Annotated in this window: 12 protein-coding genes; 6 read left to right on the forward strand and 6 right to left on the reverse strand. The window is 39.8% G+C overall.

From position 1 onward, the window contains the following. Positions 1-361: 361 nt before the first annotated feature. Complete coding sequence (gene sucD / locus FHT21_RS21460) at positions 362-1234, reverse strand: succinate--CoA ligase subunit alpha (RefSeq protein ID WP_025145781.1); 873 nt, start codon at positions 1232-1234, stop codon at positions 362-364. Between the two features lie 639 nt (positions 1235-1873). Between sucD and FHT21_RS21465 the strand changes: the two genes are divergently transcribed. Then, positions 1874-2302 (forward strand): cupin domain-containing protein, encoded by a 429-nt coding sequence (locus FHT21_RS21465; protein ID WP_167296789.1) that lies wholly within the window; start codon positions 1874-1876, stop codon positions 2300-2302. A 135-nt stretch (positions 2303-2437) separates the two neighbouring features. Further along, the gene (locus tag FHT21_RS21470) at positions 2438-3127 is read left to right on the forward strand and encodes a VIT family protein (RefSeq protein WP_167296790.1); all 690 of its coding nucleotides are present in this window, start codon (positions 2438-2440) and stop codon (positions 3125-3127) included. 158 nt (positions 3128-3285) lie between these two features. On the opposite strand, the gene rlmF is transcribed toward FHT21_RS21470, so the two are convergent. From rlmF to truA, 5 genes are all read right to left on the reverse strand, one after another. Continuing rightward, the gene (rlmF, locus tag FHT21_RS21475; protein ID WP_167296791.1) at positions 3286-4251 is read right to left on the reverse strand and encodes a 23S rRNA (adenine(1618)-N(6))-methyltransferase RlmF; all 966 of its coding nucleotides are present in this window, start codon (positions 4249-4251) and stop codon (positions 3286-3288) included. A gap of 241 nt (positions 4252-4492) precedes the next feature. Further along, complete coding sequence (gene dctA, locus FHT21_RS21480) at positions 4493-5779, reverse strand: C4-dicarboxylate transporter DctA (RefSeq protein WP_167296792.1); 1287 nt, start codon at positions 5777-5779, stop codon at positions 4493-4495. A gap of 86 nt (positions 5780-5865) precedes the next feature. After that, the gene (locus FHT21_RS21485; protein ID WP_167296793.1) at positions 5866-6891 is read right to left on the reverse strand and encodes an isoaspartyl peptidase/L-asparaginase; all 1026 of its coding nucleotides are present in this window, start codon (positions 6889-6891) and stop codon (positions 5866-5868) included. A 56-nt stretch (positions 6892-6947) separates the two neighbouring features. Further along, entirely contained in the window at positions 6948-8717 is a 1770-nt protein-coding gene (locus FHT21_RS21490) for an ABC transporter ATP-binding protein (protein WP_167296794.1), read from the reverse strand. Between the two features lie 116 nt (positions 8718-8833). Then, positions 8834-9586, reverse strand: a complete 753-nt coding sequence (gene truA, locus FHT21_RS21495; protein WP_167296795.1) for a tRNA pseudouridine(38-40) synthase TruA — start codon at positions 9584-9586, stop codon at positions 8834-8836. Positions 9587-9786: 200 nt separating this feature from the next. Between truA and FHT21_RS21500 the strand changes: the two genes are divergently transcribed. The 4 genes from FHT21_RS21500 (at position 9787) to FHT21_RS21515 (ending at position 15606) form a co-directional block, all read left to right on the forward strand. Further along, the gene (locus FHT21_RS21500; RefSeq protein ID WP_167296796.1) at positions 9787-10254 is read left to right on the forward strand and encodes a DUF4293 domain-containing protein; all 468 of its coding nucleotides are present in this window, start codon (positions 9787-9789) and stop codon (positions 10252-10254) included. Positions 10255-10285: 31 nt separating this feature from the next. Then, a complete protein-coding gene (locus tag FHT21_RS21505; protein WP_167296797.1) occupies positions 10286-11140 on the forward strand; it encodes an alpha/beta hydrolase-fold protein in 855 nt (284 codons plus the stop codon). A 323-nt stretch (positions 11141-11463) separates the two neighbouring features. Continuing rightward, positions 11464-13356: a DEAD/DEAH box helicase gene (locus FHT21_RS21510; protein ID WP_167296798.1), complete on the forward strand. Its 1893-nt coding sequence runs from the start codon at positions 11464-11466 to the stop codon at positions 13354-13356. A gap of 405 nt (positions 13357-13761) precedes the next feature. Next, entirely contained in the window at positions 13762-15606 is a 1845-nt protein-coding gene (locus FHT21_RS21515) for an alpha-L-fucosidase (protein WP_167296799.1), read from the forward strand. Positions 15607-15660: the final 54 nt, after the last annotated feature.

Consider the following 15660-nt stretch of genomic DNA (forward strand, 5'->3'; position numbering starts at 1 on the left):
TTGTATTAGTGTTTACAAAGGGATGATAAATGTGTCATTTTGGCTGGGAATTGAGCGTTTTCAATTGGGAGTTTTGGGTGCAGAAACCTCACCCTGACAAAGTTTTGGTGATATGTTCTTTCTCTGCAGAGGGAAAGGAGGGGTAGTAGTTTTAACTCTATAGTTAAGCTCAGCCAAAGGCATTAAGATTCCCGCCTACGTGGGAATGACGGCATAAGAAGAAAGATGGCAGTAACACCCCACTTTGTGTGCTTTGCGCCTTAGTGGTTGAACACATTCTTCGCGAACTTTGCGGTAAAAAAACAAAAAAAAGCGCCTCGAAATTAATCGAAACGCTTTTATATAAAAAGATTTTTAAATCTTATTTTGCTAATTCTTCTGCCATTGCAGCACCGATTTCAGCAGGACTTTCTACTACACGGATACCACACTCGCGCATGATTTTCATTTTAGCAGCGGCAGTATCATCAGCACCGCCAACAATGGCACCAGCATGTCCCATTCTACGTCCCGGAGGCGCAGTTTGACCAGCGATGAAACCAACAACAGGTTTAGTACCATGTTCTTTGATCCAACGGGCCGCTTCAGCTTCCATTCCACCACCAATTTCACCAATCATGATGATACCGTGCGTTTCAGGATCGTTCATCAACAATTTAACTGCTTCTACAGTTGGCGTTCCAATAATCGGGTCGCCACCGATACCGATAGCCGTTGTAATACCTAAACCAGCTTTAACCACCTGGTCTACCGCTTCGTAAGTTAAAGTTCCTGATTTAGAAACCACACCTACATGACCTTTTTTGAAGATAAAACCTGGCATAATACCAATTTTAGCTTCATCAGCAGTAATTACACCTGGGCAGTTAGGGCCGATAAGTGTAACATCACGGTCAGCAATATATTCTTTAACCTGAATCATATCCTTAGTTGGGATACCTTCAGTAATACAAACAATAACTTTAATACCGCCTTCGGCAGCTTCCATAATTGCATCAGCAGCAAAAGCTGGTGGCACAAAAATGATAGATACATTTGCACCCGTTTTATCAACGGCATCTTTAACAGTATTAAAAACAGGCTTTTCTAAATGCAATTGCCCACCTTTGCCAGGCGTTACACCACCAACTACGTTTGTACCATAGGCCAGCATCTGCTCAGCGTGGTAAGTTCCTTCGTTTCCGGTAAAACCCTGAACGATAACCTTAGAATCTTTATTTACTAAAACGCTCATGTATCAATATTTTTTTTGTGCAAAGCTAATATTATTGAACTGGAATTCAAATCTAAAACCATATTATTTAGTCCGTTTTTTCAGGAAAATGTAAGGAAATGGTTTATGGCTGCTGTAGCCCGCTATATAGATTGCAATAGCAAAATGAATAGGAAACATTTAGGCTAAAGACCAAAGCGGAAAGACTAAAGCTAAAGACGTGATGCAGAATTAACTATCGTGATGTTTCGCGCCTCCGTATGAATAAAAGATAATACCTTTTAGGCACTTCAACAGGAGCAAGCCCTTCGGCTATAAACCTGACAGGAACGGCAGCCTCCGATTTTTTCTATCGGAGCTACAGTGGATGGCAGGGCTTAAAAAGCCAAGAACTGCAAGCCGCTCCTTTTCGAATCAAAAAAAATTAACTTTAAGGATTAGGAAATGGCAGTCTAACGCTTTTGGAGGGCATCAGTCCCGCTCTCCGTTACTTCTGGTGAAGAACCAGAACCACTGCGATCGCGTTTAGTAACAAAGTGCTGGTGCTTGTGGCAACATCCATGCAAAAAGCCTAAATTTACCTTTTGAGCGGAAAGACTAAAGACCAAAGCTGAAAGTCTAAAAGCCCAGACGAAGCTTTAAGCCAATTATAAAACGTATATGATCAAGAAACTAATCCCAATCGTAACCATTTTTGCTGCAACTTTCATTTCCATTAATGCACGTGCTCAAGGTACCGATACGAGTAAATATATCCTTCAAAATGATGTTGATGTAGCGAAAGAAGAACCCGGCACGCACAATGGTGGAGGTACAACCATTGGTTTCAACTTTTTTGGTGAGGCTAAAAACTTAAAAACGGTATTTAAAAAACGTACTTTAAAATCAGGGTCTTCTATAGGTTACCATTTGCAAAAGGAGGATGAAATTTATTACGTGATCAACGGAAATGGCACCATGAAAATGAACGGAAAAACTTTTGCTGTTAAACCTGGTGATGCCATTTTAACCCGACCAGGCAGTTCGCATGGTATTGCCCCTAATGTGGGTAACGACTTAACCATTTTGATTGTTTACGAAAAGAAATGATGATATTAGGGTCTTGGTGAGATGTTATTCCCAGAGCCGGAGGATAAGGATTTTCGGCTACGCGCAAACTGACAACCCATTATAAAAGAAGAACAATGTAAACAATACAACCGCAGCAGTAGTCAGAATCTTACGATGGAATTAGAAAAACATTACACCAATAGAACGGGCTGGCTAAGGGCTGCTGTACTTGGTGCCAATGATGGCATTATTTCTACAACCAGTTTGGTTATCGGTATTGCTGCAGCCAGTGATACGAGGAGTCCGATTGTTCTGGCTGCCCTGGCTGGATTAGTAGCCGGTGCACTATCTATGGCGGCTGGCGAATATGTTTCGGTGAGTTCGCAAGCTGATATTGAAAAGGCAGATCTGGCCCGTGAGAAAATAGAACTCGAAACCATGCCTGAGGTGGAATTGAAAGAACTTGCCAAAATATATGTAGCACAAGGTTTGGATGAAGATTTGGCCATGCAAGTAGCCATAAAGTTGACAGAGAAGGATGCCTTAAACACACATGCCAGGGATGAATTGGGTATTAACGAAATTACGCAGCCAAAACCGCTCCAGGCAGCTTTTGCATCGGGTGCATCTTTTATCAGTGGTGGTATCCTCCCCTTTCTTGTGGCCTTTTTTGCCCCTATAAAATCGATGGTGTTTTATCAATATGGCTTTGCTATCGTTTTCTTAGCGCTATCGGGCGCAATTGCAGCAAAGGCCGGAGGCTCCAGTATCATTAAAGGGGTATTACGGATTTGTTTTTGGGGAACAGTTGCTATGGTAGTAACCGCTTTAGCAGGATATATTTTTGGGGCTAAGACCAGTTAATCAGTAGGTAGTTTACGATTTTCAGTAGGCAGTTCTATATTTGCAGTACTGTGAATTCAAAAGAAAAAGCCAGATTAAAAATTAATCCAGCTTTACTTTATTATTTATTTGAAACGATCGCTAGTCAACTAAAGACTCACGACTATTGGCTCCAAGACTTATTTCCATCCTTTTACCCACTCGGCCTGAGCTGCTTCATTATGGAAAGTCCAGGCTACAAAGCGACTTATTTTTTGTCCCTGGCTCATTTGCACCGTGCGTACTTCAAAGGCATTTTCTTTAACCAAATTTTTATAGATACTTTTTAGGTTTGCACTTTTAGAAACGAGTGAGCTGAACCATAAAACCTGATTTTTGATTTGTGCACTCTGGATAATGATCTGTTCTACAAAGGCACGTTCGCCACCAGGGCACCAAAGTTCGGCCTTGTTACCGCCAAAGTTTAATACATGTTTTACTTCTTTTTCATTTCCGCCCAAGTTACGCCATTTCTGACGGGTACCCTGTTCGGCTTCTTTTAACGATGAGTGAAACGGTGGATTGCAAACAACGGCATCAAAACGCTCAGTTCTGCCTACAATCCCTCTAAAAATACCCATTTTTGATGATTGCTGACGGATTTCTACAGCACCTTGTAAAGGCTTGTTGGCTTCGACAATACGTTTTGCCGATTCAACCGAAAGGGGGTCTATTTCTGAACCCACAAAGCTCCAGCCATATTCCTGGTGGCCAATAATCGGGTAAATACAATTGGCTCCAACGCCGATATCGAGTACATTAATTTTGGCACCTTTTGGATTTTTACCCTTATTACTCGACCCCAAAAGATCGGCTATATAATGGATATAATCTGCCCTGCCCGGAATAGGTGGACAAAGAAAATCTTGCGGAATATCCCACTGCTGGATATCGTAAAAATACTTCAACAATGCTCTATTTAATGCTTTTACAGCATTTTGATCAGCAAAATCAATAGAATCATCATTGTGCTCGTTTTTAAAAACGAAACGTTTTAATTCTTTTGAAGTTGCGGTAAGTTGTTTGAAATTGTAACGCGAACGGTGTTTGTTGCGTGGGTGTAACTCGCTTTTTTCTTTGCGGTTATTTTGTTCTTCTTGAGCCAATGTGCTATGGATTAATTAAACAAGCTGTGTTGCATGTTCCTGATGCAAAGATAGACAAAAAAGGTTGAAGGTGTGAAGGCCGAGGGTTGAAGGGTTATCGGGGTGTTCGTCATGCTGAATTTATTTTACAAGTAGAGACAGTATTTTCAACTGCCTTGTAGCTACTCCATGGTCAGCATCTTGCCTGCTATTAAGACCCTGAAATGAATTCAGGGTGACGCTTCGAGAGGATAGCTCCAAACTACACCTCTTCCGCTTTTTCTATCATTACGGGCTGTATGGCCTTCTTATACTTTTCTTCATCAAACTGGTTTTCGCTTTTAGCAATCACGATGGTAGCTACACCGTTTCCAATTACATTGGTTATGGCTCTGGCTTCACTCATAAAACGGTCTACACCGATTAAGATCGAGATATGTTCAATCGGCATAATTTTTAGAGCGGTTAAGGTTGATACCAAAACCATAAAACCACTTCCTGTTACGCCAGCGGCTCCTTTCGAAGTAACCATCAGGACGCCTAAAATGCTAATCTGCTGCCCCAGTGTTAAATCGACATGAAAAACCTGGCAAAGAAATATAACAGCCATGGCCAGATAAATTGCTGTTCCATCGAGGTTAAATGAATAGCCAGTTGGGATAACCAGGCCAACAACTGATTTATCGCAACCAATGGCCTCCATTTTTTGCATCATACTTGGCAAGGCCGATTCGGAAGAAGAGGTACCCAATACAATTAAAATTTCCTGTCGGATATACTTCAGATAAGCCCATAGGCTAAATTTGTAGTATCGGCAAATTCCATTTAAAACGATAAAAACAAACAGAATACAGGTTAAATAAACCGAGCCCATAAGCTTGGCCATCCCAACTATACTTTCCAGGCCATGAGTACCAATACTGAAAGCCATCCCGCCGAAAGCACCAATTGGCGCCAAACGCATAATCAGCTTCATAATTTTAAACAACACCTTCGATATTTTATCAAAGGCATTCAAAACTACGGTACCATCGGCACCCAGTTTATTCAGTCCATAGCCAAAAAGAATGGCAAATAATAAAATCTGCAAAATATTGCCTTCGGCAAATGAGGCAATAATATTATGTGGGATAATGTGCAGAAAGAACTCAGCCCAGTTCATATCTTTTGCTTGCTCGGCATAACCTGCAATTTTTGTAGCATCGCTGGCTTTAGCAATCATTCCCGCACCTGGCTTTAAAACATTGGCTACCAATAAACCAATTGCAATAGCTACTGTGCTTACAATTTCGAAATATAGCAGTGCTTTGCCACCTACCCTACCTACTTTTTTCATGTCGCCCATATGTGCGATGCCCAAAACAATAGTAAAAAAGATAATTGGCGCAATTAACATACTAATCAGGTTGATAAAACCCTGACTGATTAATTTAGCCGTAGGTGCAAAACCAGGAAAGTAAGCACCAACATAGATTCCTATTATGATGGCAAGTAAAACCTGAAAGGTTAAATTGGAGAATACTTTCTTTGCAAATTCTATAAATGTCATTTACTTGATATGAATAAGGAAATATATGAGTATTTTTCTATTAATAGTACAGTAACTTAAAGCTCAACTTTAAAATAGCCATTTCATTATTTATAAATACTGACTTCAATTTTCCCGTCGGCGGTAATTGCACCTCTATACATTCCCTCGGTATTAAAGGGCATAGTCATATTTCCTTTTTTATCTAAAGCAATTAAACCGCCATCGCCACCCATTTTCCCTACTTTATCTAAGGCAATTTTCGAAGCCTCAGCAACGGATAGGCCTTTATATTCCATTAAATCGGAAATGGTTTTGGCCACCACATTCCGGATATAAAATTCTCCCCAACCCGTACAGGAAATACCAGCCGTTTCATTATTGCAATAAGTACCTGCACCAATAATAGGCGCATCGCCCACCCGCCCGTATTTTTTGTTTGTCATCCCCCCAGTTGAAGTTCCTGCGGCTAAGTTACCTGCTTTATCTAAGGCTACACAGCCCACAGTACCGAATTTATAATCGTGGTTTTTGCTTCCGAGTAATTCCGATTTCTTGTTGCCATGGTCTAATACCGCTTTTGTAGAATCTTCTTTAATTGCTTTTTGCAGACCGTCCCAGCGCTCTTTTGTCCAGAAATATTTTGGATCTACAATTTCCAACCCCACTTCTTTTGCAAACTGTTCAGCACCAGCACCAACCATCATTACATGTTCCGATTTTTCCATTACTGCCCTTGCTGCAGAAATTGGATTTTTAATGGTGGTTACCCCGGCAACCGACCCAGCCATTAAAGTTTTACCATCCATTATTGCTGCATCAAGTTCGTTTCTGCCATCATGTGTAAAAACAGCGCCTTTACCTGCGTTAAAATGTGGATCATTTTCCATCACATGAATAGTGGCTTCAACGGCATCTAAACTGGTTTTCCCAGCTTTAATTTCCGCATAGCCCGCTTGTAAGGCTTGCGTTAAAACAGCAATATAAGAGGCTTCCTTTTCAGCAGTCATATTCTTTTTAAGGATGGTGCCGGCACCGCCGTGAATAACCATTACATATTTTTTCTGCTGTGCCGAAACTTGCAAGGTTAAAGCTAAAAACAAGAATAGGGTAAGTAATTTTAACAGTTTCATCTTCCTATTGGTTTAAGAAGCTGTTAAATTAAGAAAATCCTGGAGAATAAGTACGTCTAAACTTTGGCAATCCCTTTTGACGAGAATTGCAGATCGTAAAGCTTTTTATAGTAGCCGTTTAATTTTAAGAGCTGTTGGTGTGTGCCTTTTTCTTTGATTTCGCCCTTATCGAGCACTATAATCTGATCGGCCTTCTGGATGGTCGACAAACGGTGGGCAATTACAATCGAGGTTCTGCCTTCCATTAAATTATCAATGGCTTTCTGGATCAATAATTCTGTTTCGGTATCAACTGATGAAGTGGCTTCATCTAAAACCAAAATAGCAGGGTTGTGCACCAGCGCACGGATAAAAGAAATTAGCTGCGCCTGACCGGCTGAAAGCGTAGCACCTCTTTCCATCACATTATACTGATAACCGCCGGGTAAACGTTCGATAAAATCGTGTGCACCAACTTTTTTGGCCGCATTAACCACTTCTGCTATCGTAATTTCGGGGTTATTAAGTGTGATATTATTTAAAATGGTATCCGAAAACAAGAAAACGTCCTGAAGTACGGTGGCAATATGGCTTCTCAGGTAATCGAGCTCAAAATCGTCTATACGAATGCCATCAACGGTAATATCTCCTTTTTTCACTTCATAAAAACGGTTCAGGATATTAATGGTAGAAGATTTACCTGCGCCTGTTGCACCAACCAAAGCAACGGTTTCGCCAGCTTTTACCTCAAAATTGAGGTCTTTCAGCACATAGTGATCATCATTGTAAGCAAACCAAACATTTTGGAACTTGATATTACCAACCAATTTTGCAGGTTTTTGTATCCCGTTATTTAGTGTAGTTTCATCCGTATCTAAAACCTTAAAAACACGCTCGGCTCCCACCATGCCCATCTGTAGGGTATTAAACTTATCTGCCAGTTGGCGGATTGGTGTAAATACCATACCCAGGTACATAATAAACTGCGTAATGGTTCCGGGTGTTACATCCAAAGGTTTGGAAAGGATGCTTTTAGCGCCATACCACACCAATAAACCTAAAGACATAGCGGAGATTAGCTCCACTACCGGAAAAAATATAGAATAATACCAGTTAGAACGGATATTGGCATCGCGATAACGTTTATTAATAGCGTAGAATTTTCTGTACTCCTGTTTCTCTCTTGCAAAGTATTGAACAATAGAAACACCTGTTATATGTTCTTGTAAAAAGGTATTCAGATTGGAAACCTCATTCCTGATTTCCTGAAATGCAACCTTAATAGCCTTCTGGAATTTTCGGGTAGCCATAATTAACAGCGGAATGGGCAACAGCACTACTAAACTTAACTGCCAATCGGTGTATAACATTACGCCCACAATTACCAACACCTGCAAACTGTCGCCAATCATAGAAATTAAACCTTCCGAAAAGATATCTGCAATGGTTTCTAAATCAGAAACGGTTCTGGTAATTAATTGTCCTATTGGTGTTTTATCGAAAAATTTAAGGTGGAGTTTGGTAATGTGGTTAAAAACGTTAATCCGCAAATCGCGGATAACCGACTGACCTAGTGTATTGGTTAAAAGCGTATGGTTATATTGGATCAAAGTCTGTAAGATCAGCATAAAGATCATCAGCATGGTCATATTTACCAGGCCAGAATAATTGCCTGTTAAAATATAATGATCGAGTGTATACTTAATCAAAAACGGACGTACGGGCGAAATGGCCGCAAGCAGAATAGTTAAAATAACCGACCATACAAAAACAGCACGATAAGGCTTTACGTATTGAAAAATACGTTTCAGTAATCCGGTGTTATATACGTCGCCTGTAACTGCCATGCTTATGGTTTAAAGTGTAAGGTTTAGGGTTTAAGGCCTGTATGTCTTACACAAGTTTCAAAAAAGGAATAAGTTTATCTTGTAAAGCGGTCTCCAAACCCTTTACCTTACGCCTTCTACCTTATATAAGGATATTCTATCTTCACTAAATACAAACCGCAGGCAGGCACCGATTGCCCGGCGTTACTGCGATTTTTACTTTCTATAATTGCTTTAAAATCTGTTAAATTTATTTCTTTTTTACCAATCTGTACTAAAGTACCCATAATAGCTCTTACCATGTTCCGCAAAAAGCGATCGGCCTGAATGGTAAAAACCAATCCATCTTCTTGCTGTTCAAAAATGGCTTTTGTTACCTTGCAATTGTTGGTAAAAGTTTGGGTATTCGATTTACTAAAACACGAGAAATCGGTGTAATTTAATAAAAGGGCAGCCGCGTTGTTCATCGCTTCTATATCCAATTTATCTTTAACCAACCAAGATAGGTTAAGTTTGAAAGGATTCTTTTCGAAGTGCATATAATATTTATAGGCACGGGCAGTAGCATCAAAGCGGGCATGGGCATCATCATGTACCGGTATAATTTTTTTTACTGCAATTTGATAAGGCAACATGGCATTGATACCGGTTACCGCACTTAAAACCTTTGCCTCTTCTACACCTTCAACATCAAAATGGGCATAAAAATCAGTAGCATGTACGCCGGCATCCGTTCTGCCGCAGCCTAAAGTTTCGATAGGCTGCCTAAAAAAAACAGACATAGCCTTATCTAACAATTCCTGAACGGTAATTGCATTAGGTTGGGTTTGCCAGCCATGGTATAAGCTGCCATCGTAAGCCAATTGGATGAAATACCTTTTTTTACTCAAAGCGATGCAAAAGTACAGTTTAACGGGCAAAGAGCAAAGTGCTAAGGCGAGAGTTTGGCGTTTAGAGTTTGGCGTTCGGAGCAAATTTCAATCATAAACAGTAATTAATGCTTCTTATGAATTCCTGCTCCTATTTGGGAACTTTTATCTTTCTTTCTTTTCTCAAAAAAGGCTAGATTTGTTGCAATATATTTACATTCATGATACAAAGAATACAATCGATCTGGTTTTTTTTAGCCTTTCTGGTTTTAGCATTAATGACTTTCCTACCTCTGGCCACAAAAGAGATTAACGGCTCTGAATCTATTGTCTATACATACGGTTTAAAAAGCCAATTTCTGGCTAGGAGCGGATCTGGGTTCAAAGTAGCATTGTCTCTTCCTTTACTCATTACCAACATCGCTGTTGCACTTATCTGTTTCATCAACATTTTCAACTATAAAAAGAGGAGTTTCCAAAAACGCTTCGCCATTGTTTCAATCATACTGATCGGTGGTTTTGCTTTTTGGTGCAGCATTTACGCCAAAGAACTTCCTGGCGGCATTGACGGCGCTAATTTCGGCATTGGAGCTTATTTACCAGCTGTAGCCATCCTATTTGTTGTACTGGGTATTTTCGGCATTAATAAAGACGAAAGATTGATCCGTTCGGCCGAAAGGTTACGATAATTCTTTAATTTCAACAGGAAATTACCTCTCCATGCAGATTAAATTAAATCATGCTGTTTATGCTTTTACTGTGTTTTTCCTTTGCGGAATCTTATCATGCAACAAAAACATCCATACTTTTGGAAAAACCAAAATCGAAAAAAGTATCGATTCTATCTATCTTAAACAGAGAATAGCCGAAATAAAAAGTTTAAATACCGATGTTTTTGCCAAAGGGTCGTTCAAAGGAGCTGGTGATACACCAATTGTATACCGCTTATTAAAACCAAAAAGCACGAACAGGAAACTTCCACTGGTAATTGTATTTCATGGATCAAACGCGGTTGGAAACGATAATACGAGCCAGCTTGGCATTTTGGCAAAGCTATTTGCCACGGATGAAATACAGGCGAAATACCCAGCCTTTGTTTTAGCACCTCAGTTCCCTTCCCGTTCGTCTAATTATATATTGGATCAAAAAAGGAATGTACTTACTTCTGCACCACAACCTTGCCTAACAACTGCATTACAACTGGTCGACAGCTTAAAAAATACTTTAAATATTGATGAGGACAGGATTTACCTGATCGGTTTTTCGATGGGGGCTTCTTCGGTGATCAATGCCTTATCGTTAAAACCCAATTTATTTGCTGCGGGTATAAGCATTTCGGGAATACCGCAATTCGACAAAGTAAAAACACTAACGAGCATTCCGATTTGGTTGATACACGGAAATATGGATACCGAGAACCCTTTTAATAGTGACGAAAAGTTTTTTGAAGAGGTAAGATACAACAACAGAACGAGGTTTTGGGAATTCGACAATCTGGCCCACAACGATATTTTTGCTCCCGCAATTTTAACTGATGAACTGCCCAAGTGGTTATTCAAAAACAAACGTAAATAGTTGCATTCCCGCAGCCATCTAAACCCGGTTGCAGTGAAAATCCTTTTTAAAACCTGAAAGGGTTAAAAAGATTGAAACGGAAAACGGGACTGAATTAACCCAAGCCCCGCTGCTGCTGCTTTTCAAACAAAAAACACATGCTCCTATTATCGGCACGCTGTCAATCTATACCTATTCCATCCCACCTTTCCCCTCATCCATTTCACCTTCTTCCTTACATCCTTATTTTCAAATATTTAGCTTAAAAAACTATTTACTTGATTATCTGTGAAATACAAAATATTAACCTTACCTTTGCGGCTCAATTAAAAATAAAAAGACGAATGACAAACCCATTTCAATTATTGGGGATAAGTGATGACGTCGTTAATGCCGTAAAGGACCTTGGATTTGAAAATCCAACGCCGATTCAGGAGCAAAGTATTCCTGTACTGTTAGAAGGCACTAATGATTTTGTTGGTTTGGCCCAAACAGGAACAGGAAAAACAGCCGCATTTGGTTTGCCGCTGTTAGAACTAATCGATTTTAAAGTTAACAAACCACAGGCATTAATTTTATGCCCTACCCGTGAGTTATGCTTGCAGATCGCTAACGACCTTAAAAACTTTTCTAAAAACATTGCTAATGCCCACGTTGTTGCCGTTTACGGTGGCGCGAACATTATGCAACAACTACGCGAAATACGCCAAGGCATTCAGATCGTAGTGGCCACGCCCGGCCGTATGTTGGATATCATTGGCCGTAAAGCCATCGATTTTTCAAACGTTAAATATGTTGTGCTTGATGAAGCTGACGAGATGTTGAACATGGGTTTCCAGGACGATATCAACGACATTTTATCAACTACTCCTGATGACAAAAAAACCTGGTTATTCTCGGCAACCATGCCTGCAGAAGTTCGCCGTATAGCTAAAAACTATATGGATAACCCTGTTGAATTAACCATGGGCACAAAAAATACAGGTAACGTAAACATCGAACACGAATATTACATTGTTCGTGCACGTGATAAATATGCTGCCTTAAAACGTATTGTAGATTTTAACCCTGAAATTTTTGCTGTAGTATTTTGCAAAACCAAATTGGATACGCAAGATGTTGCAGAGCATTTAATTAAAGATGGTTACAATGCTGATGCTTTACACGGCGATTTATCGCAACAACAACGTGATAAGGTAATGCAACGTTTCCGTGAGCGTAACATGCAGTTATTAATTGCTACTGATGTTGCCGCACGTGGTATCGATGTAAACAATGTAACACACGTAATTAACTACTCTTTACCTGACGAAATTGAAAGTTATACCCACCGTTCTGGCCGTACCGGTCGTGCTGGTAAAACTGGTATCTCTATCTGTATCATCAACTCTAAAGAATTAGGTAAAATCCGTCAGTTAGAACGCATTATTGGTAAACAATTTACCAAAGCTGAGCTACCAACAGGATTTGACGTTTGTGAAAAACAATTATTCTCTTTGGTACATAAAGTACATAATGTAGAGGTTAATAACGAACAGATCGATCAGTACATCCCTCGTATTATGGATGAATTTGCTGATCTAAGCAAAGAAGACGTGATTAAACGTTTTGCATCTTTAGAGTTTAACCGTTTCTTGGATTACTATTCTAAAGCACCTGACTTAAATGCTGCGGTAGGCGATGATCGTGGTGAAAGAGGTGAGCGTGGCGAAAGACGTGGACGTGGTAGCGAAGGTTACACCCGTTTATTCATTAACTTAGGCTCTGTAGATGAGTTTACCCGTGGAGATATGTTATCATTTATCTGTAATAACGGTAAAATTGGTGGCAAAAGCGTTGGTAAAATTGATTTAAAAGGTGTTTTCTCTTTCTTTGAAGTAGAAGATGCTGTTGCCGACAAGGTTTTTGAAGGCTTTAAATCAGTTGAATTTAACGGTCGCCAGGTACGCATTGAAAAAAGCGGAGACGGTGGTCGTGGTGAAGGTGCTGGAGAGAGACGCGGCGGTGATAGACGAGGCGGTGGTTTCGGCGGTGAACGCAGAGGCGGCGGTGGCGGTGGCTACCGTGGTGGCGACAGAAGATCAGGTGGTGGTAGCGGCAGACGTGAAGGCGGAAACAGCGGTGGCGGTTTCAGAGATTTCTCTGGACGTAGCCGTGACGACAAAGGTGGCAACACCGGAGGTCCACGCAGAGAAGGCGGAAACCGTGAAGGTGGCGAACGCAGAAAAAAATGGTAAATTACTAAACCAAATATTTTATAGCCGTTCTGATTATTCAGAGCGGCTTTTTTATGGGTGAAAGTTTGTTGTAGTGTCAGATATCTCTATCAGACACTGAAAAGATAATTGGTAATGCTTACTTTTTCGAAACAATAATTACGGCTAAAATTAATTATAAAAGAGACATCAAAGTTATCCCTTCGGGAAATGCTTTTTAATTGCGGATGTACTGGAATATAACTGAACATATTGATTTTCAAGCAAAGAATAAGCCACTTTTATTAACCAGATGATAATACCTGTTTGCAAACTTTCTTACTAAATCAATCTCCAGTCAGGTAATATCAGACTTCACACCCAATTTTTGTTTAAAAAACAGCTCTAAAACATTATATTTAACGTTTAGATATACTAAACAACATCATGCGTTATTTTAAGTTTTTTATTGTTTTATTCCCTTTATTTATAGTGAGCAGGCTAAACGCTCAACAAAAAAATTCTGATCAAAAAATGCAATGGTTTGCAGATGCCAAACTGGGTATTTTCATCCATTGGGGCATTTATTCTGTTAATGGCATTTCCGAATCGTGGTCGTTTTTTAACAACTATATTAACCACGATGCTTACATGAAACAACTCAATGGTTTTACCGCCGCAAAATACAAACCAGAAGAATGGGTAAATTTGATTAAAGAAAGTGGTGCTAAATATGCGGTAATTACCACCAAACATCATGATGGCGTTGCCCTTTGGGACAGTAAAATGCCAAATGCCACCACTACAGTAAAGAACAGTGCAGCTAAAAAAGATTTAATTACACCATTTGTGGCTGAACTCAAAAAATCAGGCCTTAAAACAGGTTTATATTTTTCATTACCCGATTGGAGTTATACGGATTATGATGGTTTTACCCGCGATCGTAAACGGTATGATTACAAACAAGATCCTGCCCGCTTTAAAAAATTCCAGAACTATTTTCAGGGACAGTTAAACGAACTTTCTAATCAGTACAATCCCGATTTAGTATGGTTTGATGGCGATTGGGAGCATAGTGGCGAAGAATGGCAAGCCAAAAACATATTGGAAAATTTACGTAAGGTAAACCAGAGCATCATTATCAATTCGCGTTTAAATGGTCATGGTGATTACGATACTCCCGAACAAGGCGTGCCGGTGGTAAGGCCTACATCACCAGAGTGGGAATTGTGTTACACCATGAACGACTCATGGGGCTATCAACCTTACGACAATCACTACAAATCGTCAAATATGATTATCCGTACCCTGGTTGATTGCATTAGCATGGGCGGAAATTTATTGCTTGATATTGGACCAAAAGCAGATGGTACTATTGCGCCAGAACAAGTAAAGATTTTAAAAGATTTGGGTCGCTGGACCAACAAACATGCAGAAGCAATTTACAGTACACAAGCTGGAATTCCGAACGGGCACATCAATGGAAAGACTGCTTTATCCAAAAACAAAGATATATTGTATCTGTATCTCGATTATAAAACAAAAAATGGAATTTTACTGTCGGGAATAAAATCGAGAATCAACAAAATTGAAGTAATTGGGAGCAAAGCACAGGTATATTCGATTCAATTAAATGAAACAGATTATCTGCTTAATTTAAAAGATGCCGATTTTGACAGCGATGTAACCGTTCTAAAAGTATCATTAAACGGCCCTATTCAGCTCGCTGAAGACAAACAGGAAAGCCTTTCGCTGACAGACTTATATGCTGCGCCCAAGCAGCGGGGTTTAACCAACTTAAACCTGAGCAGGCTGGCCATTAACTTAAATGCAGGTACAAATATATTTCAGAATACCAGTTTACCTGCTGATGGCTTAGACTTTAACCCTGGAGTTAAAAACGTAGATCAAAAGATTAGTAACTGGGTAATCAAAAATGCCGAGGTCCTTTACAAAACAGGAAAAGGCATCCCCAGCGGACATTACCAGGGCAATACGGCACTTTCTGCAGATAAACAAACTCTTTACTTATTTGTAGAAGGCGCACCAACCGGCCCAATTGCCATTAAAGGTTTAAAAAATAATATCAGTAGGATTAGGATTGTGGGTGAAGGTACCATGCTTCCGCATGAAATTTATAACAAACTGTACTGGAGCAAAATACCAGGTATTGTTTACATTCCTGTGCCTAAAGATAAATTAGATCCAGAATTAACGGTAATTGCGGTGCTTTTAGATAGCCCGATTGATTTGTACCGTGAAAAAGTTGGTGCCATTGAAAGCAATCTATAATTATTTAACAATTGTAAAATAGTGGTTCAACTTTACGATTATCCTTAAATTGCA

It is taken from the genome of Pedobacter sp. SG908 (assembly GCF_011759615.1).
Lineage (GTDB): Bacteria > Bacteroidota > Bacteroidia > Sphingobacteriales > Sphingobacteriaceae > Pedobacter > Pedobacter riviphilus.